The 26731-nt window shown below is 47.8% G+C and carries 27 protein-coding genes; 11 read left to right on the forward strand and 16 right to left on the reverse strand.

The features are described from left to right. The 3 genes from GVY43_RS14520 to GVY43_RS14530 are packed head-to-tail and all read right to left on the reverse strand — an operon-like array spanning position 1 to position 3807. Entirely contained in the window at positions 1 to 780 is a 780-nt protein-coding gene (locus GVY43_RS14520; protein ID WP_159563569.1) for an alpha/beta fold hydrolase, read from the reverse strand. Next, positions 777 to 2426, reverse strand: a complete 1650-nt coding sequence (gene menD / locus GVY43_RS14525) for a 2-succinyl-5-enolpyruvyl-6-hydroxy-3-cyclohexene-1-carboxylic-acid synthase (protein WP_159563570.1) — start codon at positions 2424 to 2426, stop codon at positions 777 to 779. Before menD ends, GVY43_RS14520 begins: the two co-directional genes overlap by 4 nt. Further along, the gene (locus GVY43_RS14530; RefSeq protein ID WP_159563571.1) at positions 2419 to 3807 is read right to left on the reverse strand and encodes an isochorismate synthase MenF; all 1389 of its coding nucleotides are present in this window, start codon (positions 3805 to 3807) and stop codon (positions 2419 to 2421) included. The genes menD and GVY43_RS14530 overlap by 8 nt, the downstream gene beginning before the upstream one ends. A gap of 168 nt (positions 3808 to 3975) precedes the next feature. On the opposite strand from GVY43_RS14530, the gene GVY43_RS14535 reads away from it, so the two are divergent. Further along, positions 3976 to 4875 (forward strand): 1,4-dihydroxy-2-naphthoate polyprenyltransferase, encoded by a 900-nt coding sequence (locus GVY43_RS14535; protein ID WP_031421085.1) that lies wholly within the window; start codon positions 3976 to 3978, stop codon positions 4873 to 4875. 36 nt (positions 4876 to 4911) lie between these two features. After that, positions 4912 to 5445 carry a carbonic anhydrase gene (locus GVY43_RS14540; protein WP_074037968.1) on the forward strand — a complete coding sequence of 178 codons (534 nt, stop codon included), beginning with the start codon at positions 4912 to 4914 and terminating at the stop codon, positions 5443 to 5445. Between the two features lie 38 nt (positions 5446 to 5483). Here GVY43_RS14540 and GVY43_RS14545 read toward each other — a convergent pair whose 3' ends face one another. The 4 genes from GVY43_RS14545 to GVY43_RS14560 all read right to left on the reverse strand — a co-directional run bounded on the left by GVY43_RS14545 (position 5484) and on the right by GVY43_RS14560 (position 9956). Beyond that, positions 5484 to 6437 (reverse strand): YihY/virulence factor BrkB family protein, encoded by a 954-nt coding sequence (locus tag GVY43_RS14545; protein WP_074037721.1) that lies wholly within the window; start codon positions 6435 to 6437, stop codon positions 5484 to 5486. A gap of 64 nt (positions 6438 to 6501) precedes the next feature. Further along, entirely contained in the window at positions 6502 to 6939 is a 438-nt protein-coding gene (locus GVY43_RS14550) for an NUDIX domain-containing protein (protein WP_051829356.1), read from the reverse strand. A 67-nt stretch (positions 6940 to 7006) separates the two neighbouring features. Then, entirely contained in the window at positions 7007 to 7933 is a 927-nt protein-coding gene (locus GVY43_RS14555) for a PfkB family carbohydrate kinase (protein WP_031421089.1), read from the reverse strand. A gap of 115 nt (positions 7934 to 8048) precedes the next feature. Further along, on the reverse strand, positions 8049 to 9956 hold the full coding sequence (locus GVY43_RS14560) for a heavy metal translocating P-type ATPase (RefSeq protein WP_159563572.1): 1908 nt from the start codon (positions 9954 to 9956) through the stop codon (positions 8049 to 8051). A gap of 201 nt (positions 9957 to 10157) precedes the next feature. Here GVY43_RS14560 and GVY43_RS14565 point away from each other — a divergent pair, with 201 nt between their 5' ends. Then, complete coding sequence (locus tag GVY43_RS14565; RefSeq protein WP_074037719.1) at positions 10158 to 11102, forward strand: DMT family transporter; 945 nt, start codon at positions 10158 to 10160, stop codon at positions 11100 to 11102. Between the two features lie 134 nt (positions 11103 to 11236). Further along, the gene (locus GVY43_RS14570) at positions 11237 to 11539 is read left to right on the forward strand and encodes a hypothetical protein (protein ID WP_015880863.1); all 303 of its coding nucleotides are present in this window, start codon (positions 11237 to 11239) and stop codon (positions 11537 to 11539) included. Between the two features lie 39 nt (positions 11540 to 11578). Here GVY43_RS14570 and GVY43_RS14575 read toward each other — a convergent pair whose 3' ends face one another. The 3 genes from GVY43_RS14575 to yfkAB are packed head-to-tail and all read right to left on the reverse strand — an operon-like array spanning position 11579 to position 14118. Continuing rightward, on the reverse strand, positions 11579 to 12721 hold the full coding sequence (locus GVY43_RS14575; protein ID WP_159563573.1) for an MFS transporter: 1143 nt from the start codon (positions 12719 to 12721) through the stop codon (positions 11579 to 11581). 42 nt (positions 12722 to 12763) lie between these two features. Further along, positions 12764 to 12958: a hypothetical protein gene (locus GVY43_RS14580; RefSeq protein WP_015880865.1), complete on the reverse strand. Its 195-nt coding sequence runs from the start codon at positions 12956 to 12958 to the stop codon at positions 12764 to 12766. Between the two features lie 53 nt (positions 12959 to 13011). Beyond that, positions 13012 to 14118, reverse strand: coding sequence for a radical SAM/CxCxxxxC motif protein YfkAB (gene yfkAB / locus GVY43_RS14585; protein WP_031421098.1), 1107 nt, complete (start codon positions 14116 to 14118; stop codon positions 13012 to 13014). An 85-nt stretch (positions 14119 to 14203) separates the two neighbouring features. On the opposite strand from yfkAB, the gene GVY43_RS14590 reads away from it, so the two are divergent. The 3 genes from GVY43_RS14590 to GVY43_RS14600 are packed head-to-tail and all read left to right on the forward strand — an operon-like array spanning position 14204 to position 16286. Continuing rightward, entirely contained in the window at positions 14204 to 14413 is a 210-nt protein-coding gene (locus tag GVY43_RS14590; RefSeq protein ID WP_015880867.1) for a hypothetical protein, read from the forward strand. Next, the gene (gene rlmD / locus GVY43_RS14595) at positions 14410 to 15786 is read left to right on the forward strand and encodes a 23S rRNA (uracil(1939)-C(5))-methyltransferase RlmD (protein WP_159563574.1); all 1377 of its coding nucleotides are present in this window, start codon (positions 14410 to 14412) and stop codon (positions 15784 to 15786) included. The genes GVY43_RS14590 and rlmD overlap by 4 nt, the downstream gene beginning before the upstream one ends. A 50-nt stretch (positions 15787 to 15836) precedes the next feature. Further along, positions 15837 to 16286: a cytidine deaminase gene (locus GVY43_RS14600; RefSeq protein ID WP_159563575.1), complete on the forward strand. Its 450-nt coding sequence runs from the start codon at positions 15837 to 15839 to the stop codon at positions 16284 to 16286. Positions 16287 to 16315: 29 nt separating this feature from the next. Here the strand turns inward: GVY43_RS14600 and GVY43_RS14605 are convergent, their stop codons facing one another. Then, positions 16316 to 16522, reverse strand: a complete 207-nt coding sequence (locus GVY43_RS14605) for a hypothetical protein (protein WP_015880870.1) — start codon at positions 16520 to 16522, stop codon at positions 16316 to 16318. Between the two features lie 117 nt (positions 16523 to 16639). On the opposite strand from GVY43_RS14605, the gene GVY43_RS14610 reads away from it, so the two are divergent. Beyond that, positions 16640 to 16927, forward strand: a complete 288-nt coding sequence (locus GVY43_RS14610; RefSeq protein WP_074037713.1) for a hypothetical protein — start codon at positions 16640 to 16642, stop codon at positions 16925 to 16927. Between the two features lie 25 nt (positions 16928 to 16952). Here the strand turns inward: GVY43_RS14610 and GVY43_RS14615 are convergent, their stop codons facing one another. The 5 genes from GVY43_RS14615 to GVY43_RS14635 form a co-directional block, all read right to left on the reverse strand. Further along, a complete protein-coding gene (locus tag GVY43_RS14615; RefSeq protein WP_159563576.1) occupies positions 16953 to 18344 on the reverse strand; it encodes a cell wall metabolism sensor histidine kinase WalK in 1392 nt (463 codons plus the stop codon). Next, positions 18341 to 19030, reverse strand: a complete 690-nt coding sequence (locus GVY43_RS14620) for a response regulator transcription factor (protein ID WP_031421107.1) — start codon at positions 19028 to 19030, stop codon at positions 18341 to 18343. The genes GVY43_RS14615 and GVY43_RS14620 overlap by 4 nt, the downstream gene beginning before the upstream one ends. A 168-nt stretch (positions 19031 to 19198) precedes the next feature. Continuing rightward, a complete protein-coding gene (locus GVY43_RS14625) occupies positions 19199 to 19765 on the reverse strand; it encodes a GNAT family N-acetyltransferase (protein ID WP_159563577.1) in 567 nt (188 codons plus the stop codon). 177 nt (positions 19766 to 19942) lie between these two features. Next, on the reverse strand, positions 19943 to 21097 hold the full coding sequence (locus GVY43_RS14630; protein WP_159563578.1) for an amidohydrolase: 1155 nt from the start codon (positions 21095 to 21097) through the stop codon (positions 19943 to 19945). A 12-nt stretch (positions 21098 to 21109) separates the two neighbouring features. Beyond that, on the reverse strand, positions 21110 to 22018 hold the full coding sequence (locus GVY43_RS14635) for a TIGR01777 family oxidoreductase (RefSeq protein ID WP_159563579.1): 909 nt from the start codon (positions 22016 to 22018) through the stop codon (positions 21110 to 21112). A gap of 145 nt (positions 22019 to 22163) precedes the next feature. Between GVY43_RS14635 and recX the strand changes: the two genes are divergently transcribed. The 3 genes from recX to GVY43_RS14650 all read left to right on the forward strand — a co-directional run bounded on the left by recX (position 22164) and on the right by GVY43_RS14650 (position 26710). After that, the gene (gene recX / locus GVY43_RS14640) at positions 22164 to 22976 is read left to right on the forward strand and encodes a recombination regulator RecX (protein WP_159563580.1); all 813 of its coding nucleotides are present in this window, start codon (positions 22164 to 22166) and stop codon (positions 22974 to 22976) included. A gap of 48 nt (positions 22977 to 23024) precedes the next feature. Then, entirely contained in the window at positions 23025 to 24665 is a 1641-nt protein-coding gene (locus tag GVY43_RS14645; RefSeq protein WP_074037708.1) for an L-lactate permease, read from the forward strand. Between the two features lie 320 nt (positions 24666 to 24985). Further along, entirely contained in the window at positions 24986 to 26710 is a 1725-nt protein-coding gene (locus GVY43_RS14650) for an ABC transporter ATP-binding protein (RefSeq protein WP_159563581.1), read from the forward strand. Positions 26711 to 26731 lie beyond the last annotated feature (21 nt).

The raw sequence follows: 26731 nt of genomic DNA on the forward strand, positions 1-26731 counted from the left end.
TTAAATACCCCCTAAAATCAATTTCTTTATTATTGTACCAAACTCTGATGCATTCTCGATATGAGGAGCATGCCCTGCGTTTGAAATTTCATAGATTTTAATATCTGGTCGCTCTTCCTGCATGTATCTTGCGATGGCTTTGAACTTGAGATCGTCTGACCCGACAATCAAGTCGGTACGGGGGAGACGCTGCAATGTGCCCCATAACGATGGCATATGTCCCGTACCGATTGACCGCAAACTGTTTGCGAGGGCATTCGGTTGTTGGGCGAGCCGACCTGTTCGGAGTGAACGTTTCATGTCTTCCGTCTGTCGCCAAAGCGGAAGGTTCTCCCAACGATTCACGAATGCAGCGATACCCTTGGTTTCAATCAAGTGAGCCAATTCTGCATCTTGGCGGCGGCGTGCGGCTCGTTCCTTAGAAGTGAGCAGACCGGGGGTCGTGCTGATCCCGATGACATGTTCGACACGCTCGTCGCATGCGGCGAGTGTCAATGCGATTCTCCCACCGAGTGAATAGCCGACGACTGTCCAAGGTCGGTCGTCCGTATCCAGTAAGCGGGACAAATCTTTAACTTGCTGACTCATTGTCGAACGATTGACTGAAGGGTGCTCCGTTGCGCCATGTTGGAGGAGTGACGGTGACACAAGACGAATCGATAATGCAGGGAGCGAATCGACCCAATGGGCGTTTCCGGTGAATCCGTGTAAAAATAATACCGGTTTTCCCTCACCGCGATGAATCACTTCATAACGTACGCCACGTAAATCGATGTTCATGATTCGTTCTCCGTGATGAGGCGAGCGCAGACAGATTGTGTCCAACCTCGATGGATCGCCACATTCTCCTCACGATTCGATGGGAATTCGATTAAATGAACACCATCTTCAATCGCTTCTTGAATTTCATCCGGTCGTTCAATTAGGCGATACGATAAGCCATATGTGTCAGCAAATCCACGGATATTTAAATCAAGCGGTGTGCCGAACAAATCTTCGAACAACTGTGTGTCGACAGAAGCCTGCGGGAGGAAGGAAAATATCCCTCCACCGTTATTGTTAGCAATCACGACGGAAAATTTTCCAGGATGATGCTTTAACAGTTGCAAGGCGTTGCTATCATGATAGAACGCTAAATCACCAATCAATAAAGCGCCGTGAGCCGTATCATAACTGCTTCCGAGTGCAGTGGATAACACACCATCAATTCCGTTTGCGCCTCGATTGGCGAGAACGTGTATATTCGTGCCGGCAGACAGTGATGTATCTATATCTCGAATCGGCATACTATTACTGACGAATAGACGCTCAATCGATGTATCGAGCAATCGTTTCGTCAATTCCGCTTCACCTTGAAGTGACGATTTTGCAGACTCGGCAACCTCTTCAAAAAAGCGTAAACGTTCAAGGTACCGAGGTTCGTTTACGGATGCGATGAGCGGTAGAAAATCGAGTGCGTCGCCGTAACAGATGGTGGCTCGGCTACTTGGGTCGCGATAAGATCCCGGTTCATCGATGACGAGTTGGTCCGCCATGGCCATCCATTGATTGAAGCGTTTCGAAACAGGTGCAGCCCCGAAACGGACGAACACCTCAGGCAGCCAATCAGTCCGATGCTCACTCGCGAGCCACGTGTCATAGTTGGTCAAGACGCCGTCGAAACGTCGCATGCCACTAAGAGGATCGGCAAAAATCGGGATCTGTCGTTCGGAAGCGAATTCAACAATGGATTTCTGCCAAGATGTCGGGGTGTAAGGCCCGACGACGAAGGCGAGTCGTTTTTGACTCGTGCATTCCGAGAAAATGTTTTTGTCTGCCTGTGTCGGCCGAATACGCTGTCTTTCTGGCAAGACAGGGTCAGCTTTTAACATCTGTTTCAAGGATTCGAGATCAGGAAGCAGAGGCTCTCGAAACGGTACATTCAAATGAACAGGTCCCATCGGTGCTTGCATTGACAGATTCGTGAAGCGGGTAATCGTTTGTTTCATAAACGATAACGTTGTCTCCTCTGGAACAGGCAAATCAATGCTCGTCTTCACTTGTTCACCGTAGAGGCGGACTTGATTGATTGCTTGTGGAGCCCCGACATTGCGCAGTTCATGAGGACGGTCGGTTGTCAGTACGACGAGTGGCAACTGCGATATGAACGCTTCTGTCACAGCCGAATAGTAGTTTGTTGCCGCCGTTCCACTTGTGCAAATCAATGCGACCGGGCGAATTGTTTCTGACGCACGGGTCAGTCCAAGAGCAAAAAATCCGGCAGATCGTTCATCGACGATGATGTGATGACGAATCTGAGGATGAAGATATGCCGCTACAGCGAGCGGAGTCGAGCGGGATCCTGGGCTGATGACCACGTCTTTTACACCGGACGCAACAAGCCGATTTACCATGGATGCGACCCAATCGGTCAAAACCTTATTCATCTAGGGTGCCTCCTTGATTGTGTAAATCAAACTGCAAAGCTTGTTTGATTGGACTCATTTTTATTTCTGTTTCTTCGAGCTCTTGCTCGAGTGCAGAGTCTTTCACAATCCCACATCCAGCATACAGTGCGACGAATTGGTGTTGAACGAGTGCAGAGCGGATTGCCACGACAAACTCGCCGTCGCCTTCATTGTCTACCCAACCAAACGGAGAACCGTACCACCCGCGGTCGAATCGCTCGATTTCACGAAGCAATCGGACCGATGTCCGCTTCGGAGAGCCGCCGAGTGCTGGCGTTGGATGTAGCGATTCCGCAAGTGACAGCAAGGAAGCATTTGTTTCGAGTGTCGCTTGAATTGGGGTGTGTAGATGGAACACCGAGCGATTTGCCAAAATTTGCGGAGTATCTCGTGTTTGAATCGGTGCAGTATAGGGTGTCAACGCCTGCTTGATGTCTTTCACGACAATTTGATGCTCCTCACGATTTTTTGAATCGTTTAGGAGTTTCTCTTTCGCAATTTCTGCCTCGATCTCGGTTTTCGGACGCTTGATTGTCCCGGCGATGGCAGCAGTGTTCAGTTGCATGCCTTCTTTTTGAATCAATCGTTCAGGAGTCGCCCCAAAGAAACCAGTGTCACGCTTTGGTTGATACAAATAGATGTAACTAGATTCTTGATGATCTGCTAAATGCTTCAAACTTTTTGCGAAGGGGAACGCATCATCGGAACGCTGATAAATTTCTTCGCGGGCAATCACGATTTTTTCAACTCGTTCTTCTTCAATCAACTGTTTAGCCTGTTGGAAACTGGACTTGAAGTGATCGACCCCATCTTTCACTTTTGTATAAGACGGCGTCGCTTCTTCCGTCGGACGAAGTGAACTGAACTGGGCCAACTGATCTGCCAATTGAATCAAATACTGTTCGACCGACTGCTTCGAAGAGACGAGAGTGGCCACTGTCAACGTGTGTCGGTCTTTATAGCGACGGTATAAAAATTTTGGGACGACGAGTGATGCCTCCCCAAAGGCATCCCACATACTTTTTTGTGGTCGCATAAACGTGTCGAATGAAAAACCGGCGAACGCGTGGATTGTCGCATCGACATCTCGTCGGTGAAGACTCCAATCGTATTGAAGTCGCTGAAATCGTTCGGGTCCAGAAGCGCTCAAGACGAGTGCGTCCCCGCAACCGAGCATTTCGAGCGTCCGGTCTGGTGTCATGAAATAATAATGGGACGTATCGGTGTTCTGGATGATTTGAAAAGCATCGAACGCCGAGATTTCCCATGTGTATGATGCGAGGACAGGCCGTTGCCAAGCTCGCGCCCGTTTATGGGCCTGCTCAATTCGCTGTTTTATATGTGTTTGAGTATCTGGCATAAAAGAAAAGCCTCCTCAATCCGATAGAATTCTCACTCTTTAGTGTATCATGAGTTCGCAATACACCTGCCTATGAAATGCTCGGGAAATGATCAAGAATCTAGGATAATGGGCTGGCGTTGACAGATTTTTTCATCGAGACGTAAACTAACGAAGGGAGGGAACGAAATGAAACAGAAATCGAAAGGGGCATATTGGCGAATGATTCGCCCGCATACCCTGACCGCAAGCTTTATTCCGGTCTTGCTCGGGACGTTCATCGTCCTCGATCAAACCGAACTCAAATGGGGACTTTTCCTTGCCATGTTAGTGGCATCTGTCCTTATTCAAATCGCGACGAACTTATTTAACGAGTATTATGACTACAAGCGTGGTCTTGATCATGAGGGGTCCATCGGAATCGGAGGCTCCATCGTACGTGATGGATTTACACCACAGCAAGTATTAGCGATTGCGCTCGGCATGTATACGATTGCGGCACTACTCGGGCTCTACATTGCGGCATCCACAAGCTGGCATTTGCTTTGGATCGGCGCCTTGTCTATGCTTGTCGGCTACTTATATACTGGAGGGCCGCTACCGATTGCCTATACGCCGTTTGGTGAAATTGTCGCTGGGCTATTCATGGGATATGTCATCATCGGGATTGCCGGCTTTATCCAAATCAATACGGTGACTACGGAGTTGCTACTCGTGTCGTTCCCGATGGCCTTATTGATAGGGGCAATCTTACTTGCGAATAACATCCGTGATTTAGATAACGATAAAGAGAATGGCCGAAAAACGATTGCGTGTCTGGTCGGTCATCGACGTGCGGTGTATGTATTGGCAGCGTTCTTTATCGCGGCATTAGTCGGCATCATCGTCGCCGTCATGTTTTATGGCGTCACTCCATGGGTCTTGCTGTCACTCTTTACGGTGCCGGTCATGATCCGGGCGATTCAACGGTTTTGGCAGAAGGCAGAACCGGCCGCGTTGATGCCTGCCATGGCGATGACAGCGAAAGTCAATACGCTGTTCGGGGCGTGGATGGTCGTCGGACTCATCGTTTCAAGATTTGTGTTGTAAAAAAGAGGAGGCGTTAACGTGTCAGTCGTAAAAGAAATGCTTGAATTCAATAAACGTTTCGTAGAGGAAAAACAGTACGAACCGTTCGTATCTGATAAATTCCCGGATAAAAAAATCGTCATTTTGACGTGTATGGATACACGTTTGACGGAACTATTACCTCAAGCGCTAGGACTTAAGAACGGAGACGCTAAAATCATTAAAAATGCGGGTGCGGTCTTGTCGCATCCATTCGGTTCGGCCATGCGATCGATTTTGGTCGCACTCTATGCGCTAGGAGCAGAAGAAGTTGTCGTTGTCGGACATTACGATTGTGGGATGGCGGCGATTGAACCGACTGTCGTCATCGAAGAGATGGAGCGTCGTGGAATCGACCCGCAAACGTTGAAGACGCTAAAGTCTTCAGGAATGGATTTGGAGCAGTGGCTACATGGCTTTGATTCAGTTGAAGAGAACGTCGTTCATTCTGTTAACCTGATTAATAACCATCCACTGTTACCACCAGGAACGAATGTACACGGATTCGTGATTGACCCGGCGACGGGACGTCTTGATCCGATTGAAGCATAAGAAAGGAGCGCGTTCAGCTTGAACGTGCTCCTTTTGAATTATCCGTACGTGTTCGTCGGGATGTCGTCAAAGTTATCTTCCTCTTGCTTTTGTTTCGCTTTCTTTTTGTTCTTTTTGAAGTCGCGTTCGTATTCCTGTTCACTCGGTGTCTTGAAGAAGCGCATCCATGTCGCGTTGATTTCAGATCCGATTAAAATAATCATCCCGGTTAATTGTAACCAGAGCAACGTGACGATGATTCCTCCGAGTGAACCGTAAGTCGAGTCGTAACTCCCGAAGTTTGAAACGTATAGGCTGAAACCAAATGAGACGACTTGCCAACCGATGACACCGAAGATGGCACCGGGGATGGTACTTTTCCAAAAGACGTGCTGTTGTGGAGATACTTTATAAAAAATCGAGAGCGTTAAAATGAGGACAACCGTCGTAAGAACGTATCGAAACACGTTGATCATCATTTCTTCGGCTCCGGTGATATTGACGGGTAAATACTCAGTGACGAACGAAATGATTTGAGAACCAAATACGTTCGAAAGAATCAGCAGTAGCATCCCGATTCCAAGGAGAATCGTCAATCCGAGTGCCAACCCTTTTTTCACAAAAAAGTTACGTTCATTGTCTTCACCATAAGCATGAAGGGAGGTCGTGATGAGACGGTCGACCCCTTTTGCGGCGGACCAAATCGCCAAAATCGCACCGAGCGATAAAAGACCGCCTCGCGGTTCGCCGATTGCTTCGAAAATTCCCGTTAAAAACCCGGAAGCTGCGGACCCGGGTGCCAAATCGTTCAATTGATTCTGAAACGAATCTTGTGAGACATCGAAAAAGGACAAGAGCGCCAAAATAAAGATGATTCCAGGAAAAATGGATAAAAACCAAAAGAATGCGAGGGTAGCCCCGTAGTCTTGTACATCATGCTCTTGAAATCGTCGAAATAACTCTTTCCCAAATGAAAGCCAATTCTTTTTTTCCTTCACTTCTGTCATTGCCATTATAAAACCCTCCTGACTCAATCGTTAAAAAACGTTTCCCGATTTCGGCAGGGTGTACACCTGATTACTCCTCCGATAAGGTCAAATCATAAAAGCGTTCCTCATGTGAGGCGAGTTTTTCAGCAAGTGAAGGTGGACGAACGGGGAGATGAGGGAGTGCAGACCGTTTGATCCACATCGGTGTATACGATCCGTTAGTCTGTTCTTCTTGGAACTCTTCACCTGTCCCGGTTCCGAATTCACCACCTGTCATCTTCGCCCAATAATAAGGATTTAACTCATTATTAAACGCAACATGGGCAGCGACTCCTTCTAGTTCTACGTGAACACCGAGTTCTTCAAATGCTTCACGTACGGCTGTTTCTTCTGTTGTATGCCCATATTCGACTCCGCCACCTGGAAAAACATAATAGAGGACGTTTTCTTTCTCGCGACGGATCAAAGCCACTTCATCTTGATCATTCATTAAAATAATCGCGCTTCTTAATTTCGTTCGAACCACTGAGATCGTTCCTTTCGTTCCTGTAATTTTGCACAAAACGCACCGACGATTCGCCGATGCGTTCTATTTATTCTTGCGTAGGTTGTTCTAATGATGTGTACATCTCTTGCGTCAATCCGTTCTCGTGAGAGGCGATGACTTTTCCTGCGACGCGCATGCCCAATCGAAGCGCCTCTTCAATCGAATGTTGTTTCATGAGCTCCGAGATGACAGCGGAGAAGAATGAATCACCCGCCCCTGTTGAGTCGGCGACTTTCACTTTTGTCGTCGGGACGTGACCTTGTTCGTTCGTACGAAGATCGACATATACAGCGCCAAGCTCACTCATCGTGACGATTGTGAGGGGGGCACCTTTCATGGCGAGTACTTCCGCGACGCGAAGGGCATCGTCCACTGTGACGATTGACATGTCGGACAAAATTTCCGCTTCCTCACGACTGCAGATGAATCCTGTGAATCCTTGAAGCAAATGACGGTTTCGTTCGATGACGGATAGATGGCCACAGACACCATAAAGCGGTAAATCCATTTCACGACATAGTTCAATCGTCTCGTTCAAGACGTTGACCGATAAGTCTAAATCGATGGCGACCGCGTCGCTCTCTTCGAAGACCGTATCGATTTGACGTAAAATCGCTTCTTCCATACGGGCTTCGTCTGGTTGTTTCGAAATAGATGTTTGAAGATCGCCGTTGTTGTCCATTACAGCGAGCCACATTCCCATACCATTATCGTCAAGCATGTCGACCCCATCGACGTTTACATTCAAGCAACGTAATTCTTCGAGGACACCGACACCGATTTGGTCGTTCGTGACGGTCGAGACGAAGCGGACATCGTTGCCGAGCACACCTAAGTTTTGAGCAACGTTTCGACCTGTTCCGCCATTGGAGAAAGTGATGTCGCCGACATTTTTCGCATCTTTGTGGAGCGGTGCGAAGGAAGTCCCTTTAATATCGACAAAAACCTTGCCGATGACTGCAATCGTATTCATATCTTGTACCACCTTTAGTCAATCTTTCGATCAGTTTCAGTCTGTAGACACATTGTTTCAATTATAACGAAATCGACATATTGTTTCAATCATCGATTCCATTTTGTCGAATAGATCACTCCCATGATGACGTGAGGAGTCGAAGACCGTTCAAAATAACCAAAATAGTGGAACCTTCATGTCCGACGACCGCGAACGGCATGATGAGTAACTCAAAGATGTTCGTTGCGATCAGAACGAGGATCACACCGAGTGCAAAAACGACGTTCTGTAAGACGATTCGATTTAATTTGCGCGATTGACGAATGGCGTCACTCAATCGGACGAGGTCGTTTTTCATTAAGACGACATCTGCCGTTTCTAGTGCGGCATCCGTTCCTTCGCCCATGGCAATCCCGACGTCGGCTGTCGCAAGGGCAGGCGCATCGTTGATTCCGTCGCCGATCATCCCGATTGTTCCATATTCCTCTCGTAACATCTTGATTTGCGAAACCTTCTCTTCAGGCAAGCATTCGGCGATATAGCGTGTCAATCCAGCTTCGTTCGCAATAGCGCGAGCGGTTGCCTCGTTGTCTCCGGTAATCATGATGGTCGCAATCCCTAAGTCGTTCAGTCGCTTGATTGCTACCTTTGCCTCGGGTCGTAGCGTGTCACGTAAGGCGTAAGCACCGATTGTACGTGTCTCGTCACTGATGAAGACGAGTGTATGACCGGCCTCTTTCAATCGTTCGACATCATTTTTAAAGAAATCACCGCTTCGGTCAGCGAACTTCTGTTTTCCGACCCGATACGTCGTCCCGTCAATCGTTGCTTCAATTCCGGAGCCTGTGATGTCTTTGAAGTGTGTCATTTCCCCGGTATGTTTTCCGGTGTAGGAAACGAGCGCTTCAGCAAGTGGATGCATCGAATGCTCTTCGATCAAACTGACAATTCGGTTGACGTCCTCTTCTTCTAATGAAGGTGAGATGAGCGCTTCTTGCACAATCGGTTTCCCAATTGTGAGTGTCCCGGTCTTGTCAAAAGCAATCGCTTTTAGACGTCCCATATTCTCGATATGAGCACCACCTTTAAAGAGAATCCCGTGTTTTGCAGAAGAGGCGATGGCAGCCAGCGCGGCCGGTGTAATGGCAGCGACGAGTGCGCAAGGGGAGGCGACAACGAGAAGGATCATGCCGCGATAGATGCTCGTTTCAAGAGACCACGACGTGACGAACGGTCCGAGAATGATGATGGCCGCAACAGAGAAGAGCACGATTTGAACATAACGTCCTTCATATCGATCGATGAACTGTGCAGACGGTGATTTCTCTTCTTGTGCTTGTTGGACCATTTGAATGATCTTTTGGAACAGCGTTTCAGTCGCAAGTTTTGTCACTTCGATCGTCAATACTCCGTTCAAGTTGACGCTCGATCCGAACACGTCATCACCGACTTGACGATCGACAGGGACGGATTCGCCTGTGATAGCGGCTTCTTCTACGGAAGCATTGCCTTTTACAATTTTTCCATCGACCGGAATGCGTTCACCAGGACGGACATAAATCCGATCTCCGACACGAAGGTCGTCGATATGAACAACCTCGAGTTCATCAGTGTCTGTTAGACGAGTCGCCTGTTCCGGCTGTAATTCCATTAACGATTCGAGGGCACGTTCATTTTTGTTCATCGTATACGTCTCGAGTGCCCCGGATAAAGCAAAGATGAAGATGAGGATTGCCCCTTCCATCCAGTACCCAATCGAAGCGGCACCGATGGCGGCGATAATCATGAGAAGCTCTACATTCAGCGATTTCGTCTCAATCGTGTCCGAAATCCCTTCTTTCGCTTTTGCGTATCCTCCGATGAAGAAGGCGGATAAGTAAAGTGTGACATGAATCCAAGGCGCTCCGCCTTGTGTTTCGGCGATATAAGCGAGTACAATCAATACACCGCTAATGAGCGCCATGATCAATTCAATATGTTCGTACCAGCTAGCCCGTTTGAAAACGTGGCTTTTTTCGTGCGTAACCGATTGGACGTTCATCGATAATCCCTTCTTTCTAATTGAGAATAAATCTCGATTAAATGATAATGACTGATGATGATTATCATCTTCAATTGGCTTGAAATAAAGAATTTATAGAAGTTTAATCTGAATCCTTTATTTATAATGATTATTATCTAGGTTTATCTTATCACGCTTATCAGTGACTCACAAATAAAAAGATTAAGGAGTTTTTGTGTCATGCAAAATATATTTGAACGCCCTTGGACGGTGGCGTTATTGGCGATTTTCAATACGTTGTTATGGGGGAGTGCGTTCCCATTCATCAAGTTGAGTTATGAGAAGCTTGATATTCAATCGAACGAGTATGGGCAACAACTATTGTTCGCTGGCGAGCGTTTTTTACTCGCAGGGATTCTATTGCTCATCATCAGTCAGACCGTATTGAAACGGTCTGTTCGATTGACACGTGAAAAGGTTAAAGCGTATGCGCATCTCGGTTCATTTTTGACGTTTCTACAATATTTGTTCTTCTATATCGGACTTTCCATTTCGACCGGGGTCCAGGGATCGATCATTGCTGGTTCTACTTCGTTTTTCCAAATGGCTCTCGCTCATTTCCGATATGAAGACGATAAATTGAATCGATTGAAGGGGTTTGCTTTGACGTTTGGTTTTTCCGGAATTGTCATCGCAAACTGGCCGGCGACCGGATCTGAAGTTGGTTTTGGCTTAGGAGAGATTTTACTCATCTTGGCGATGGTATCCGGAGCATTCGGGAACTTGATAGCGAAGGACTACTCGAAGACGTATGATGTTGCCCCGATGACGGCTTGGGCGATGGTGATCGGTTCAGTTGGGTTACTGCTGATCGGCTATCTATTAGACCCGAATGGTGTTTCCATGCCGTACACCGCACAGACGATTGCGTTCCTGTTTTACTTGGCGATGTTGTCAGCGATCGGATTTACATTGTGGAACACGTTAATGAAATACAATCCGGTCAGTCGAATTTCACTCTATATCTTCTTAGTTCCCTTATTTGGAGTCATGTTGTCAGGGATTTTACTCGGTGAAACGATTCCGTGGAATGCGGTGGTCGGACTCGGATTCGTTATTGTTGGCATTTATTTATCTACGTATTTTCAAGGTCGCCGTACGAAAAAACAAACGGATGTCATTTGAAAAAGAGACAGAGTTGACGGAATTGAAATCCCATGACAAAATATATTAAAAATTCTGAATTTTAAAGTTCGAAAATCGGTCTTCGTTTGTAAAGACTTGCGTGCGCAATCATTCAAAGGGAGGAGGAAGAAACAATGACTAGAAATCGAATCGTTCGAAACATTCTCATCTCACGTCAGCCGAAAGATGAGTACGTCAAGTACGTGATGAAGTGCGTGAGTCAAAGTTTAAAAGAACGTCACGGTCCAGTGGCGACCCGCGCCACGAGACAAGGTGACGATATTCAGACGAGATGGCAGTTCGATGACCGTGTCGTAGAAGTGACGCTAAAATCCGATGTACTCGCTTCGCTAGACACTGAACCATTCGCGCTAGATGAAGTGTTCATCCGAGCTTTACAGTTAAACGACGATGAATTGGAACGAGTAGTGGAATAAAACAGAGGCAGGTGGTTCATGGGAACCATCTGCCTCTGTTTATAAGTCGATTGGTTTAGCGGTCGACGTGAAGAGTCGTAGCGCCAGAATACCGAGAATGACGGCATACATAAAGAAATAGATCTCTTTCGGTAAAGACAACCAGAAGGCACCAATCATCGGACCTGATATCGAACCGATGCTGAATGAAATACTGTAGAGCATGTTTCCCGTCGGCAGTAACGAACGGGGAAGCACCTCTGTCATGTGCGCCAAACCGAGTGAATAAGTCGATCCTAGCCCGGCGCCGGCAAGTGCGAATAGGAAGAGTAGACCGATATAGGAATCGACAACAAGATTCGCCAAAGTGAATACGAGTGTACCAAACGTCAGCACGATTTGTAAGATCCGCTTCTTACCGTACAAGTCTGCGAGGCGACCAAGAGGAAGCTGAACGACAATCGACATGACGATGAACGTCGTGATGAGTGTGCTCGTTTCCGTCAAACTCATCCCATTCCGAGACGTAAAAATGGGAAAGTTGGCATTTAAGCTCGCTTCGAGAAACCCATATGTAAAGGCAGGGAGAAGCGTGTATCCCGCACCGACAAGAATCAGGCGAATTCGTCCTTTCGAGTCGGTCTTCACTTTTTCGACCTCCGGAAACTCGTTCTCGACTTTAAAGACGAGCATCAACGAAGCGAGACAGAAGAAGACGATAATGAGGAACGGTAACCAAAACCATAGGTCGACGAGTGGTGCGATCAATGGACCGATGGCAAAACCGAGACTGAAAGACATTCCATAATACGCCATCGCTCGACCGAGACTGCGCTTTTCACTTGCTGAGGTCACCCATACTTGTGACCCGTAGTGTAGAGCCGAGTCGCCGAATCCGATGAAGAAGCGCATCATCGCCCAAACGAGTAAGGACGGCCAAATCGGTAAAGCGAAGGTCGCGACAGCCGTCAATACGATACCGAGGACGATGGTCGGTCGGAATCCATATTTACGGACGAATCGCTCCAGGAGAGGCGCAGAGACGATCACACCGACGTAAAGCATCGTCGCGTTCAGTCCGTTCACCCAGGCCGGGGCCCCATCCCGTTCAATCAACGTGGATAAGAGTGGGATGAGCGCACCTTGAATCAAACCGGAAATAAAGACAATCAATAGTAAAATCATAAAACGAAAACGGAGCATAGGTTCACCTCATGAAGTCAAAGTAAAAAGCCGAGAAGGGTCTCAGCTTTTCGTGTCGTCAATCGGTTGTGGAGAGTGATTCAAATGCAGCAATTCATCATCCCAACTGCCTTGACTAAACATTTCATCATGCTCTACTTTGTCTGAAACGAATGCGGCTGTCAATAAGATGCTCAGTACTCCGCCAAAAATAATGATGGCCATCACGGTAATCATGAGGATATAAATCGCAGTCATCTACACGCACCTCGATTCATTTAATATACAGAACATTTCCCGAATTGAAATATTTAAAACGATGTAGCTTTACGAGACTGGAAATCGACCGTCGGATAATAGGCTTGTTTAACGAGTGCGTTCGGCCCGAGACACTTCACGGCAGGGCAGTGACAAGAGAGTGTAGCGTTCAATTGGCTGTTCGTCCACTTATCATACGCCTCTTGGAATGGTGTGTCATAGACGGTGCCGAGTGAACCGAGTTCATCACCGAAATCGGTCACGATGATCTGTCCGTCAAAGATATTCGTGTTGAGACGGGAACGGCCATCTGGGTCGTTTCGAACGGTCACGTTTTTTGTTTCATGAAGTCGCTTCAACAGAGCACGGTCTTCAGGTAGGTCAGAACATGCATAGAATGGTAACGTCCCGAACAACATCCATACGTTCTCGTCACGGACATCGAGTAAGTCATGGATGGCTTGTCGCGTATCAGCGAGCGATGCTGATTCGAGGGCGCTAGCGAAGTCTGCGGGGTACATTGGGTGCACCTCATGCCTTTGGCAACCGAGCGATACGATTTCTTCATGGATCTCTTTCAAGTGCGGAATCGTTCGTTTGTTGATCATCGTCTCCGCGGACACAATGATTCCTTCAGATGTGAGAGCACGTGCGTTGTCTTTCATCGTCTGGAGCATTTTCAATCGTGCCTCTTCACTTGGTTTCCGGTCCATCATCGCGAATCCGCCTTCAAGGAAATCGGCATCGGTACCCCAGTTATGCGAAATGTGCAAAACGTCCAAGTAAGGGGTAATAAGATGATAGCGAGATAACGGTAGCGTCAAGTTCGAGTTGATTTGCGTACGCGCACCACGTTCTTTCGCATAACGTAACAATGGAACGACATAGTTGCGGACCGATTTCATAGACAGCATCGGTTCACCGCCTGTGATGGAGAAGGCACGCAAATGTTCGATCTCATCCAGTCGTTGAATCAACAGGTCGAGCGGAACTTCTGGTTCTTCTGTTTGGTCTAGCATATAACCGACCGCACAATGTTCGCAGCGCATGTTACACAGCTTCGTTGTAGTGACTTCGACATTGGATAAGACGAGTCGACCGTGTTCGACTTGGTCGAGATAGGCTTCCCAAGGGTCGAAAGTTGGGGAGATGTTTTGCATGTGGATTCCACCTTTTCATCAAGTTACACGAAATAGTATGCTATAATAGCAACTCTTTGTCACGAACCAAAGGAGCGATTACAAGATGGGTAAATCACGAACAGATACTGCCGGAAAGATGAACGTCCTAAAATCGAGAACGGAATTACTCTGTCTATCGGTCAATACGCTAGACGAGCATACGACACCTGAAGATTTACATCGCCTGTTAGCCGACATTGATTCGTTGCGCGCTAAAGTAGTGCGTTACGCCAAAGACCTAGAACAATCGTCTCGAAAGGATGAATCAGATTGAAATTAATTACAGGAGATTTTAAAGATGTCACGGTCGAACGACTTGGCATTAATGGAGAAGGCATTGCGACACTTAATCGCATGGTCATCTTCATTCCGAACTTATTGCCGGGAGAACGAGCCAAAGTCGAAATCACGCGTGTGGAAAAAAACTATGCGGAAGCGCGTGTCGTCAAACGAGATAACGACTCGAAAGACCGCGTCAAAGCACCTTGTCCGATTTACGATGAGTGCGGGGGCTGCCAAATCCAACATATGAGTTCACGTCTGCAGATGGAGTATAAGGAAGAAATCGTTCGAAACGCCTTCCGTCAAAAGACGAAACTAAACGTGGACAAATCGGATATCCGTCCAACAATCGGAATGGAAGATCCATGGTATTACCGGAACAAGTCACAATTCCCACTCGGCACGCGTCGCGGTGAGGTCGTATCGGGTCTCTACAAACCGAACTCGAACCATCTCGTGCCGATCGAGCACTGTATGGTCCAACAACGGGATACGACGAACATCAACAATGCGATTGTCCGTATTTTAAACGAACTTGATATTCCCGTCTACGATGCACGTCGCGACACGGGGTACGCGCGTACAATCGTCGTCCGTTCGGGTTATAACACGAACGATGTTCAAGTCGTTTTGGTCGTCGGACATGAAGATGTCCCTGATTTAGATGAATTGAGCGACCGCATCATGGAATTGCCGAATGTTGTGTCGTTCCATATCAATATCAATGCAAACCGTTCGGGTGTTATTTTCGGTTATCGGACAGTTCACATCGCCGGTCAGGAGAAAATGGATGAACAATTAGACGACGTTCATTATCACTTATCACCACGCGCATTCTTCCAGTTGAATCCGGCACAGACAGAAAAAATGTACCGTGAAGTGGTCGAGGCCGCAGGATTGACAGGTGAAGAACGTGTGATCGATGCGTATGCAGGAGTAGGGTCGATCGGACTTTGGTTAGCCCCATATGCGAAAGAAATCCGTGGAATGGAAGTCGTGCCGGAAGCGGTCGAAGATGCCAATGACCATATGCGTGAAAATGGCTATAACCATGTCACATACGTCGAAGGGCGTGCCGAGCATTGGATTCCACGTTGGGTAAAAGATGGATGGATCCCAGACGTCATCGTAGTCGACCCGCCACGCACAGGGATGGACCATCAATTGATCAATTCCATCATCTCTTCTAAAACGAAGCGAATCGTTTACGTGTCATGTAACCCGCAGACGCTCGCACGTGACGCCGACCAGTTGATGAAAGCGGGATACAAAGTGAATTACGTACAGCCGTATGATATGTTCCCACAGACATCTCATGTCGAGTCGGTCGTCGTATTCGAGAAAAAGAAAAAGAAAAAATATTGACGAGACCGTGAAAAGGCTTGTCACGTAAGCGTTTTCACGATATAGTTCAGATGTCAGACTTCTTTTCAAATATAGAAGTGGAGGAACATCCTATGATCTCACAAGAACGCGTACAAGAACTCGTCCATAAAGCCATCGAAGCGCGCAAACGCGCCTATACACCGTATTCAAAGTTTAAAGTAGGAGCTGTCGTCATCGATACATCAGGAAACGAAATTACAGGATGTAACGTGGAAAACGCCTCGTACGGATTGTCAATGTGTGCCGAACGCACAGCCATTTTTAAAGCCGTGTCAGAAGGTAGTGACGCGATTGAAACGGTCGTCGTCGTCGGTGACACGGAAGGCCCGATTTCACCATGCGGTGCGTGCCGCCAAGTGATTGCTGAATTCGCTGGCGAAGATTTCACGTTGATTCTTGCAAACTTGAACGGTGATACGAAAGTGATGACGAAAGAAGAGATGTTGCCTTACGGATTTTCACCAAAAGATTTAACATAACAAGCTGCGGACGTTTGTCCGCAGCTTGTTTATTTGTCTTTATATTTCTTTTCACTCACTGAGTCATCTTTGGAGTGACGTTTATTCTTTTCATCCTTCACTCGTTCGTTCAATTCCTCTACAGGAATCGGGTCGACGGTTTGCATGCCGTCTTCGTCAAAGATGCTTTCTTTGTCCGTGTCTACCGCGTCCGGATTATCAAACGGACGTTTCGAAGTGGGTCGTTTCTTTTCCATCCAATCGCCTCCTTCCATTAGCCATTCCACTCGTAGAAATGTTGTAAACGTTTTCGATAATGGTTTTGAGATTATAAAATGGTGGAATGAAGAGTGCATAGTGAAGGAGGGGTTAGGATGGATCGGAAAGTGTTGATGGGGATTGTCTTAGGTGTTGCCGGTGCGGCGCTCGTTGCACCAAAAGTGGCGGCACTGCTTTCGCAACGTGAGGAAGAAGATACGTGGCAGAAGATGGATGAACGGGAAAGCGTCGATGCGAATCAAGATGAAGCGGAGCAAGGGCTCACGCAACTTGATTCAAGTCACCGTGCCGAATGGCAGGCGAACGGTTTTCCACAGACGCATGCCGAACGCGAACGACTTGAACGAGAGTCGGTCGAACAATATAAAGGGAAAGACATATGAAAAGGCAGCCATCGCGGCTGCCTATTTACATATCAAATTCATCGTCAGGTAGAAGCGGCAGACCGACAGTGACAGTCGTTCCTTGTCCGACTTCAGAGCTGAAATGAAGGGACCCTTCATGACGCTCGATAATGTGCTTCGCAATGGCCAAACCGAGGCCGGTTCCGCCATCTTTTCGTGTCCGTGATTTATTGACACGATAGAAGCGTTCCGTCAATTTGTCTAAATCTTCTTTCGGGATGCCTCGACCTTCGTCACGTATTTCCGTAATTGCATATTCGGTTTCGGCGAACGTTTTCACATGAATCGTCTTGCCAGCATCCGTATATCGGAGCGCGTTGTCGAGAAGATTGCCGATGACTTGTTCGAGTCGGTCATGGTCACCGAGGATGATCAAGTCGAAGTCTAAATCCGATTCGATTGTCACGCCTTTCGCACGGGCAATCGGTTCAAGACGATAGAGGACGTCTTCAAGTACTTGCGAGTAAACGACCGGTTCTTTCGTCATCGGGTACGAATCGCGCTCTAGCTGGGCGAGATCGAGTAAGTCCGTGACAAGGCGCTGAAGCCGGTTCGTCTCGTTCTCGATGATGTCGTAATATTGCACCCTCGTTTTTTCATCCAATGACTCATCTTGGAGCATCTCGGTATAACCGCGGATGTAAGAGAGTGGCGTGCGAAGTTCGTGACTGACGTTAGCGAGAAACTCTTTACGCTGTTCTTCAACAAGTCCGAGCGATTCCGCCATCGAGTTGAGCGTGTCTGCTAGTTCACCAATTTCGTCATCGTAGACAATCGGAATGCGGTGGGAGAAATCACCTTGCGCATAGACTTGAGAGGCACGCTTCATCTGAATGAGTGGTTGGATGATCGTGTCGATGATCTGTTTACCAAAAATGAGTAAGTTCACAATCATGAGGACGAGTAAAAACGTGATCATGAGCCGAATCGGTTGGAACGGTTCACTGATTTTACTGAGCTCCATATACAAAATGAGTGCATTGTCGAGTTCATCGTCGCGGATGAGAGGAAATGCGGTCATCAAAATGTCGACGTCCTCGGTCGGATGTTTCCGGGTCACCGAGATGGCATAACCGTCCTGCAACCGTTCGAGGTCCTGCTGCCTTAAAAAGGTTTTACCGGAGCCGAGTGTGTCCTCTCGAACGGAGGAGAGGAACACTTTCGTTTCGGTCAATTCGTTCGTGTACGTCATACTATCGGCGAACGCGTCCGAGAAACCGTCGGCCTTATAGATGGTGACAAGTTTCTCACCGCGATTGATGAGCAGTTCTTCTTGCGTTTGAATATAGAACTTGTCGTACAGATAAAACGTCATGATGAGAAACACGAACGCTGAGAAGAGGCTGGCTGTCCAGATGGTAATCCAAATCCGCTTCCTGATCGTGTATCGTTTCATCCGTTTGCCTCGAATTTGTAGCCAATTCCCCAGACTGTCTGAATATAACCGCCCGCCTCGCCGAGTTTCAGGCGAAGCGTCTTAATGTGAGTATCCACCGTGCGAAGGTTTCCATGATACTCGGTCCCCCAAATCTGATCAAGTAATTGTTCACGGGAGAATACTTTTTCGTCGTTCGTGATGAATAGGTAGAGCAAATCAAACTCTTTTCGTGTCAAGTTGACGGTCTTCCCTTTCACACTGACGGCACGTCCTTCGATATCGATTGAGAGGACTCCGATATCAAACGTAGCTTCTTGTTCTTTTGAGAAGCTGTGCGTGCGACGGAGCGTCGCTTCGATTCGTGCGAGTAACTCGCGTGGGCTAAACGGTTTCGTGATGTAATCGTCCGCCCCGATTTTCAGGCCGTGAATGCGGTCGAGCTCTTCTGAGCGTGCCGTCAACAGGATGATGGGGACGTTTGAGAACTCACGGATGCGCATGCAAGCCGTCAATCCATCGAGTTCCGGCATCATCACGTCAAGTAAGACGAGATGGAACGTCTCTTCTTTCAAGCGTTCGATTGCTTCTAGGCCGTTTGAGGCGGTGACCGTCTCATACCCTTCTTTTTCTAAATTCGATACAAGTAAATCACGCATTTGTTCTTCGTCATCGGTCACGAGGATACGAAACATTGATTCTGACATATGCCATTCTCCTTTGCAAAACGGTTAACGGGAGTTGTGATAAATCCCTCATACTTCTATCATACCTATCTCTTCGAATTAGAACAGATTTATTCGGCTCCGACAAGTTCCCTCCATCAAATCCACACAAAAACGCCACAAAAAAGCCAATTCTTTGACAGAATTGGCTCATGCTTCGAGTTGTGCCTCGTATGGCACTTCGTATTCCGGGACGTGTAGGGCATGCAAGTATAGTTGGAAGCTCGACTTGGATACTTCATATAAAACATACTCCACGTCACCTTGGTTGATCTCCGCAAGCAGTTCGGAACGAATCTCGTTCGCGCAAAACGCGTACGGAAGCTTCTCTGCTGCAGCAATCGATCGTTCATTCGATTTACGGATTTTTAAGAACACACTTTCAATATCAAGATCGAAGAACAGTTCTGAGAAGAACGCCTCTTTCGCCACTTGATTATAACCTTTGCCGTGATACGGCTTGCCAAGCCACGTGCCAAGGAATCCATATCCGGATTCGACATCGAACAAGCTAATCGTCCCAATCGGGGTGCCATACTCGTTCGTGATGGTACGTGAGATGATATTTCCTTGCTCTTCTAGCTCGATGACTTGCTTCGTGCTAAATAAAAACTCGTCAAAATGGACCGTCTTTTGACGGACATACGGAAAGACATCTGGGTGTTGCATCAGTTCGAACAACTCCGCGCAGTCGGTGAGCTCACGAAATTTGAGCACCTTTACATTCCTCCTCCTATTTCAGACCGCTGAAGAATAGTCGTAACGAAAGCATACTTCTGGCTTCGCTGTTCGAACCGCCTTGGCTGCTTTATGAAGTTACAAGATAATTTTATATAGTATTTTTAAAAAAGCAAGTAAATTATGCGTAAAAACCCTTATGAAAAATAATGAAAATTACTCGACCTCATGATGGGTTTCAGCACGGTCCGTTTTGTACACGACTTCACCGTTCACAATCGTCATAATCGGCTTCGATAAGTAGTCGAGCGGGAAGTGACTCCAAAGCACCAAATCGGCATCTTTTCCTACTTCAAGAGATCCGATTCGGTCAGCGACACCTAGTGATTCAGCTGGATTGATGGTGATCCCTCGCAACGCGATATCGACAGGAAGTCCTTCACGTGCCGCAAGTCCGGCGCACAAGTTCAAATATTGGACCGGCGTGTACGGATGGTCGGTCGTGATGGAGACGATCATACCATGCTCATGGAGAATGCGATACGTCTCCCATGTCTTGTTCTGGAGCTCGATTTTAGATTTTCGAGTAAACGTCGGTCCGACGGTGACATGTTTCACACCGAGTTCTTGTAGTTTTTCAACGACAAGATGACCTTCTGTACAATGTTCGATACGATAGTCGAGATTGAACTCTTGGGCAAAGCGAACGACAGATAAAATGTCATCGGCGCGGTGGGCATGCACACGAATCGGCATCTCTCGGTCGAGGGCAAGTTGAATCATCTGACTGCCGAACGTTCCGATCGTTTTGGTCGACCCGACGGTACGGAACGCTTCACGAAGCAACCCCATAATCCCCATCCGCGTCAAATCACCGGTTTTCCCCATACTATGAATCCGTTTCGGGTTTTCGCCGAGTGCCATCTTCAATCCGGCATAACGACGGACGATCATGTCGTCAATATAGCGACCGTGTGTTTTGATGACACTGGTCACACCACCGATGACGTTCATACTTCCTGGCATGACCTGAACGGCGGTTACGCCTGCCATCAGCGCTTCTTGAAATCCTTCGTCAAGCGGGTATACCCCGTCAATTGCACGTGCATGAGGCGTCATCGCTTCGACCGTCTCATTGGCGTCGTTTCCGACAGAGCCGGTTCCTTCATCATATAATCCGAGGTGGGTGTGAGCATCGATGAAGCCCGGGAATAAAAAGTTTCCTTCGGCTTCAATGACATGCTCCCCGTCAGTCGGTTCAAGTAAATCGGACATTTCGACGATTTTCCCGTCCCGAACACGGAGGTCTCCGTAAAAATGGGGGGCAGTGATGGGGTAAATATGGGCATTTCGAATTAGTAAGTGACTCACAATTCATTCTCCTTAAACATCTTGTAGTAGTTGTGTTAGAGCCGGTTCCAATGTTTCATAGCGGAAGTCGAAACCATGTTGAAGTGCCTTCGTCGGAACGACTTTCGCTCCTTCTAGGACGATGGCGCTCTTTTCGCCGAGGGCGAGTTGCATCATTGGGGCAGGTGCCGGAATCCAGTGAGGACGATGCATCACGTTCGCAATCGTCTTCCCGAACTCATTCATCGTCACCGGTGTAGGTGCAGTGCCGTTGACGGGTCCTTCAATGGAATCAGTCTCGATGACGTGCACGAACAAGCGGACGAGGTCGTCTAAATGAATCCAAGGAACCCATTGCTCTCCTGATCCAATTTTACCACCGACCCCGAACTGATAGGGGAGTTTCATTAATGGGAAAGCACCGCCATCATTCGATAAGACGACTCCGGTGCGCATCGTCACAAGGCGAACACCTAAATCACGAATGGGCTCTGCTTCTTGTTCCCAGAGGACGCAGACGTTCCCGAGGAAATTAGTCCGTGTCGGCAATGGGGTTTCTTCGGAATACGTGATGGAACGATCTTCACCGTATATACCGATGGCCGAGCCGCTAATGACGACCTGTGGCTTTTGTTTCAACTGTTGAATAATTCGGACGACTTCCTTCGTCCCTTCGATTCGACTTTGAAGGATGGCTTGTTTCTGTTTGTGTGTCCATCGCCCGTCGTTGATTGAGGCGCCGGCCAAATGAATGAACGCATCTGTTCCTTCGAGTTCCTCTTCTGGTTTACTATTCGGTGTCAACCATTCGATAAACGATACCCCGTGATGGCGGGGACGTGGATGACGCGTCAACACGACGACTTGATGTCCGGCGTCGGCGAGTGCACGAACGAGTGGTTGACCGATGAGCCCGGTTCCACCAGTGATTGCGATTTTCATGAAATTCCCTCCGATATCATGTGTTGTTTCTAAAATGGGTATAAGTCAGTATATCCAGATGAATACCCTTTCTTCTAACTTATCAAAAATCCTCTACGTTTCTTGAACGTGATATGTTAGAAACATGGAATGGAGGGGAGTCGTTGTGAAAATTGCAAAGTTCACGACCCAAAAGAAGAACCAAGATCGACTGAACGTCTTCATCGAACGGGAGGGGAAAGAAGAGTTTGCGTTCGCCATCGATGTTGACGTATTCATCAAGTACGGGCTCACAAAAGGGATGGAGCTCGAAGACGATTTTGTGCAAGACGTCCTTGAGGCGGAAGAAGCTCAGAAAGCCTATAAGTTGGCCATCAATTATTTATCGTATCGAATGCGCGCCATTTCAGAGGTAAGGGACTATCTTGTGAAGAAAGAGTTAAGTGAATCTGCTATCAAACATGCCATCACGCGACTAATCGAGCAGCGTTATTTGAATGATGAGGAGTTCGCAAAAGCGTATGTCCAAACGAAATTCAACACAAGTCCAAGTGGACCAATCAAAATCAAACGCGAGCTCGAACAGCTCCGAATCCCAACGGACGTTGTTGAATCCGTATTAGAATCAATCTCACACGAAGATCTCGTCGAGAAGGCTGGAAAGTTCGTGAAAAGGAAACAACTGGAAACAAATCGTCGTTCTGCCACAGAAGTGCAACAAAGAATTCAACAAACCCTGATGCAAAGGGGGTTTACCTTTGATATTATTTCAGAGGCGATTCAAACTTTTTGGGAAGAAGAGGACGAAGATGTCGAGGTTGCGGCATGTCTGAAACAGGCTGAGAAGTTGAGTCGGAAGTTCAGCGGATACGACGCGTTCGAACGCAAACAGCGCATGAAGATGCAGCTTCGGCGCAAAGGATTTCCGTATGATGTGATTGAACGTACGTTAGATCGAATCGCTGAAGAAGAATCGTGATGGGACATCTGTTTACGGTAGGGGAAAACACGAAAAGGTGGGTCTACATTGACGATTTTAGAATGGATTACAGCACTGACACCGATTGTGGCCGTGCTCATCTTATTGGTCATTATGCGTTTACCTGCATCGGTAGCCATGCCCTTGTCACTTGTGACGACGGCGATTTTAGCGTTCTTCGTCTGGCAATTGGATGCGACACGAATTATGGCGGCGACATTACAAGGACTCGTCATCGCCGTCACGACAGTATGGATTGTCTACGGGGCAATCGGAATGATGAATACGATGAAAGAAGGGGGCGGGATGAACGCAATTCGTTCCGGATTCGTCAACATCACACCTGACCCGCGTATTCAAGTTTTGATTGTCGGATGGTTATTCGTTTCATTTATTGAAGGCGCATCTGGATTCGGGACGCCTGCAACGGTTGCAGCACCGCTCTTGATCGCACTCGGGTTTCCACCGATTGCCGCCGTTGTCATCGCACTATCTGCAGACGTGTCGGCTGTGACATTTGGTGCGGTCGGGACACCTGCACTCATCGGGATCGGGAACGGTCTATCTTTAGATGTGAACCAACCTGAATCGATTGCCTTCTTGACAGAGGTCGTCTTGCAGACGGTGTTGATCGATATGGTGGTCGGCCTATTCATCCCGTTCATTTTGATTTTGATGTTGACGCGGTTCTTCAGTAAAGAGAAGTCGATAAAACCCGCACTTGAGGTATTTCCGATTGCGATTGTGGCGGCGTTGTTATACAGCGTACCTGCGTACATTTGGACACTCATCCTCGGATTTGAGTTCGGTGGCATGCTCGGTGGTTTAACCGGTCTGGTCATCCTCGTGGCCATGGCTCGTAAAGGAATTCTCATGCCGAAACGCGTCTGGACGTTTGATGGATATGTGGATGAGCTAGAACCATCTGCTGAAAAAGTGACGCTCAAATCAACCACGCGAGAATTGCCTCAGTGGAAGGCGTGGGCACCTTATCTTATTTTGACGATTTTCTTAGTGCTCACCCGTACCGTACCATTTTTAAACGAACTCTCTCGCAGTGTCCGAATCAATCTCCCGGACATTCTTGGGGTAGAAGGAGTTTCGACGTCTTGGGAACCGTTCTATTCACCAGGTTTTATGTTTATCCTGACGATTATTGCGACATTCTTCTTACACAACATGAGTTGGTCACAAGTGACATCGGTGTTTAAGGCGACGACACTTGGAGTCGTCGGAACGGCCATCACGTTAGCGGCGTCGGTTCCAATGGTTCGTATATTCATCCACTCTGAAAATGGCGGTGCCGGACTCGCTTCGATGCCGGTCGAGCTTGCGACGGCAGCTGCTGATACGTTCGGTGGGGTGTGGCCACTTGTCGCACCGTGGATTGGGGCCCTTGGTGCCTTCGTTTCAGGTTCGGCGACGTTTTCCAATATGATGTTCTCGAGTTTGACGACAAACGTTGCGGAGTCGGTTGGACTTGATAACACGCTCGCTTTATCGATGCAGATGGCGGGAGCGAACGCAGGAAACATGATCTGTGTGTTGAACGTCGTAGCGGTCGCATCGGTTGCTGGATTACTCGGCAAGGAAGGGACCATCATCCGTTACACGCTCATGCCGATGATTTATTACGTGACGGCGACGGGGGTCATTGGTCTCATTTTAGGCATGTTTTTCTTAAACTAAATCAAGTTACAGTTTTTTTACAGAATAATGTTGACAATTTTCAGAACAGTCTGCTAAGGTTTGAGTAGATTTTAAAACTATGAAACGAGAGGAGCCAGAATGATGAACAACATTGCACTCACAAACACACTCAAAACATCATATGGCTACTCGTATTTAACTGCGTGACATTGGCAGCTGGATAGGGGTAGTGTCCTTTCCCTGACCATGCAAAAGACTGAAGACTACTTCAAGCGCGCTTCATTTGATTGGTTGCACAATCAGGTGGAGTGCGCTTTTTTGCGTGCTTGGATGGGTGAGGCGGAAGGGGGAAATCAGTCATGAAACTGATTAAGCAATTGGATTGGTTTATTAAAAGACAGAAACGAACGTATGTGATTGCAATCATTTTACTGATCATCACAGGGGTTGTAGATATGCTGCCGCCTTGGATTATTGGTCAGGCGATCGATGCGATTCGTGAAGGAAGTTTGACGACAGAGCGATTGATTCTGATTGTATCGTCGCTACTCGGCATTATGGTGTTATCTTACGTGATGTCGTACTTGTGGATTGCCCGACTCTTCGGGACAGCCTTTTTACTTGAAAAGAAATTGAGAGGTCGCTTCTTTGGTCACCTCCTCAAACAAACACCGCGCTTCTATCAACAACATCGCACAGGTGACTTGATGGCACTTGCGACGAATGACTTAAAAGCGGTGGAGCGGACAGCGGGATTTGGGGTCATGACATTAGTCGACTCGTTCAACATGACGCTCATCGCCTTGACGATTATGGGCGTGTTCATCGATTGGAAGTTGACGCTCGCAGCACTTTTGCCAATGCCGATTCTCGCCTGGTCGATGAATAAACTTGGGAGTCAGATTCATACACGTTTCACGGCAGCCCAAGATTCGTTCGGCGTGATGAACGACCAAGTCGTTGAATCCATCTCTGGTCTTCGGGTCGTCCGCTCCTTCGTCCAAGAAGAGGCGGATACGAAAAAATTTGATGACATCACGGATGACGTGATGGCGAAAAACATGCATGTCGCTAAAATTGACGTCTTGTTTGAGCCGGTTATCAAATTACTCGTTGGACTCAGCTATTTGATCGGACTCTCGTTCGGGACGTATCTCGTCTTTACGAACGACATCACGCTCGGTCAACTCGTTTCCTTCAACATTTATTTAGGGATGTTGATTTGGCCGATGTATGCCTTCGGGGAACTCATCAACGTCGTCCAACGAGGAACGGCGAGCTTGGAACGGATTGAGACAACGATGAATGAGGTACCGGACGTTTCGTCAACCGGAACGGTTCACATCGATGTACCAGAGAAAATCACCTTCAAATCGCTCTCATTCCGTTATCCAAACTCGAATCGGGAGTCGTTAGAAGACATCGTCCTGCACGTCTCGCGTGGTGAGACGATTGGGATTGTCGGACCGACTGGAGCTGGGAAGACGACGTTGTTACGTCAATTGCTCCGGGAGTATCCGATTGACGATTCCCTTCTCGTGAACGGGGTGCCGATTTCGGACATTAAACTTGAAACGGTCCGTGGCTGGAGTGGGTATGTGTCACAAGAGCACCTCCTATTCTCGAAAACGGTGCGTGATAACATTCGTTTCGGAGTCGATGATGTCTCGGATGAAGCACTCGACAGAGCCATTCACCTCGCGGCGTTCGATACAGACATCGAACACTTGGAGAACGGTCTCGATACCGTCGTTGGGGAGCAAGGGGTCATGCTGTCAGGTGGACAAAAACAACGATTATCGATTGCACGTGCTTTACTGAAAAATCCTGAGATTCTGCTTCTTGACGATTCGCTCTCAGCGGTCGATGCGAAGACGGAATCACGCATAATCGATTCGGTCCGCACGAGCCGTGAGGCGAAGACGACCTTTATCGTGGCGCACCGTCTTTCTGCGGTGGCACATGCCGACCAAATTCTCGTCCTTCAAGACGGACGAGTCACCGAGCGCGGCACCCACGACCAACTGATGGAACGACACGGTTGGTACTATGAACAATTTATTCGACAAGGAGAGACGGAGTAATCCGGGAAAGGGGGAATCTCT

This window comes from Exiguobacterium sp. 8H (assembly GCF_902506255.1).
GTDB classification, from domain to species: Bacteria; Bacillota; Bacilli; order Exiguobacteriales; family Exiguobacteriaceae; genus Exiguobacterium; species Exiguobacterium profundum.

Excerpts from the sequence above, each read along its gene's own strand:
- GVY43_RS14530 (WP_159563571.1), bottom strand. The coding sequence starts at position 3,807 with ATGCCAGATACTCAAACACATATAAAACAGCGAATTGAGCAGGCCCAT.
- GVY43_RS14580 (WP_015880865.1), bottom strand. The coding sequence starts at position 12,958 with ATGACTGCGATTTATATCCTCATGATTACCGTGATGGCCATCATTATT.
- GVY43_RS14615 (WP_159563576.1), bottom strand. The coding sequence starts at position 18,344 with ATGAAACGATACACGATCAGGAAGCGGATTTGGATTACCATCTGGACA.
- GVY43_RS14620 (WP_031421107.1), bottom strand. The coding sequence starts at position 19,030 with ATGTCAGAATCAATGTTTCGTATCCTCGTGACCGATGACGAAGAACAA.
- GVY43_RS14520 (WP_159563569.1), bottom strand. The coding sequence starts at position 780 with ATGAACATCGATTTACGTGGCGTACGTTATGAAGTGATTCATCGCGGT.
- GVY43_RS14535 (WP_031421085.1), top strand. The coding sequence starts at position 3,976 with ATGAAACAGAAATCGAAAGGGGCATATTGGCGAATGATTCGCCCGCAT.
- GVY43_RS14555 (WP_031421089.1), bottom strand. The coding sequence starts at position 7,933 with ATGAATACGATTGCAGTCATCGGCAAGGTTTTTGTCGATATTAAAGGG.
- GVY43_RS14545 (WP_074037721.1), bottom strand. The coding sequence starts at position 6,437 with ATGGCAATGACAGAAGTGAAGGAAAAAAAGAATTGGCTTTCATTTGGG.
- GVY43_RS14650 (WP_159563581.1), top strand. The coding sequence starts at position 24,986 with ATGAAACTGATTAAGCAATTGGATTGGTTTATTAAAAGACAGAAACGA.
- GVY43_RS14560 (WP_159563572.1), bottom strand. The coding sequence starts at position 9,956 with ATGAACGTCCAATCGGTTACGCACGAAAAAAGCCACGTTTTCAAACGG.
- GVY43_RS14590 (WP_015880867.1), top strand. The coding sequence starts at position 14,204 with ATGGGTAAATCACGAACAGATACTGCCGGAAAGATGAACGTCCTAAAA.
- GVY43_RS14600 (WP_159563575.1), top strand. The coding sequence starts at position 15,837 with ATGTCAGACTTCTTTTCAAATATAGAAGTGGAGGAACATCCTATGATC.
- GVY43_RS14570 (WP_015880863.1), top strand. The coding sequence starts at position 11,237 with ATGACTAGAAATCGAATCGTTCGAAACATTCTCATCTCACGTCAGCCG.
- menD (WP_159563570.1), bottom strand. The coding sequence starts at position 2,426 with ATGAATAAGGTTTTGACCGATTGGGTCGCATCCATGGTAAATCGGCTT.
- GVY43_RS14605 (WP_015880870.1), bottom strand. The coding sequence starts at position 16,522 with ATGGAAAAGAAACGACCCACTTCGAAACGTCCGTTTGATAATCCGGAC.
- yfkAB (WP_031421098.1), bottom strand. The coding sequence starts at position 14,118 with ATGCAAAACATCTCCCCAACTTTCGACCCTTGGGAAGCCTATCTCGAC.
- GVY43_RS14540 (WP_074037968.1), top strand. The coding sequence starts at position 4,912 with ATGCTTGAATTCAATAAACGTTTCGTAGAGGAAAAACAGTACGAACCG.
- GVY43_RS14635 (WP_159563579.1), bottom strand. The coding sequence starts at position 22,018 with ATGAAAATCGCAATCACTGGTGGAACCGGGCTCATCGGTCAACCACTC.
- GVY43_RS14610 (WP_074037713.1), top strand. The coding sequence starts at position 16,640 with ATGGATCGGAAAGTGTTGATGGGGATTGTCTTAGGTGTTGCCGGTGCG.
- GVY43_RS14575 (WP_159563573.1), bottom strand. The coding sequence starts at position 12,721 with ATGCTCCGTTTTCGTTTTATGATTTTACTATTGATTGTCTTTATTTCC.
- GVY43_RS14565 (WP_074037719.1), top strand. The coding sequence starts at position 10,158 with ATGCAAAATATATTTGAACGCCCTTGGACGGTGGCGTTATTGGCGATT.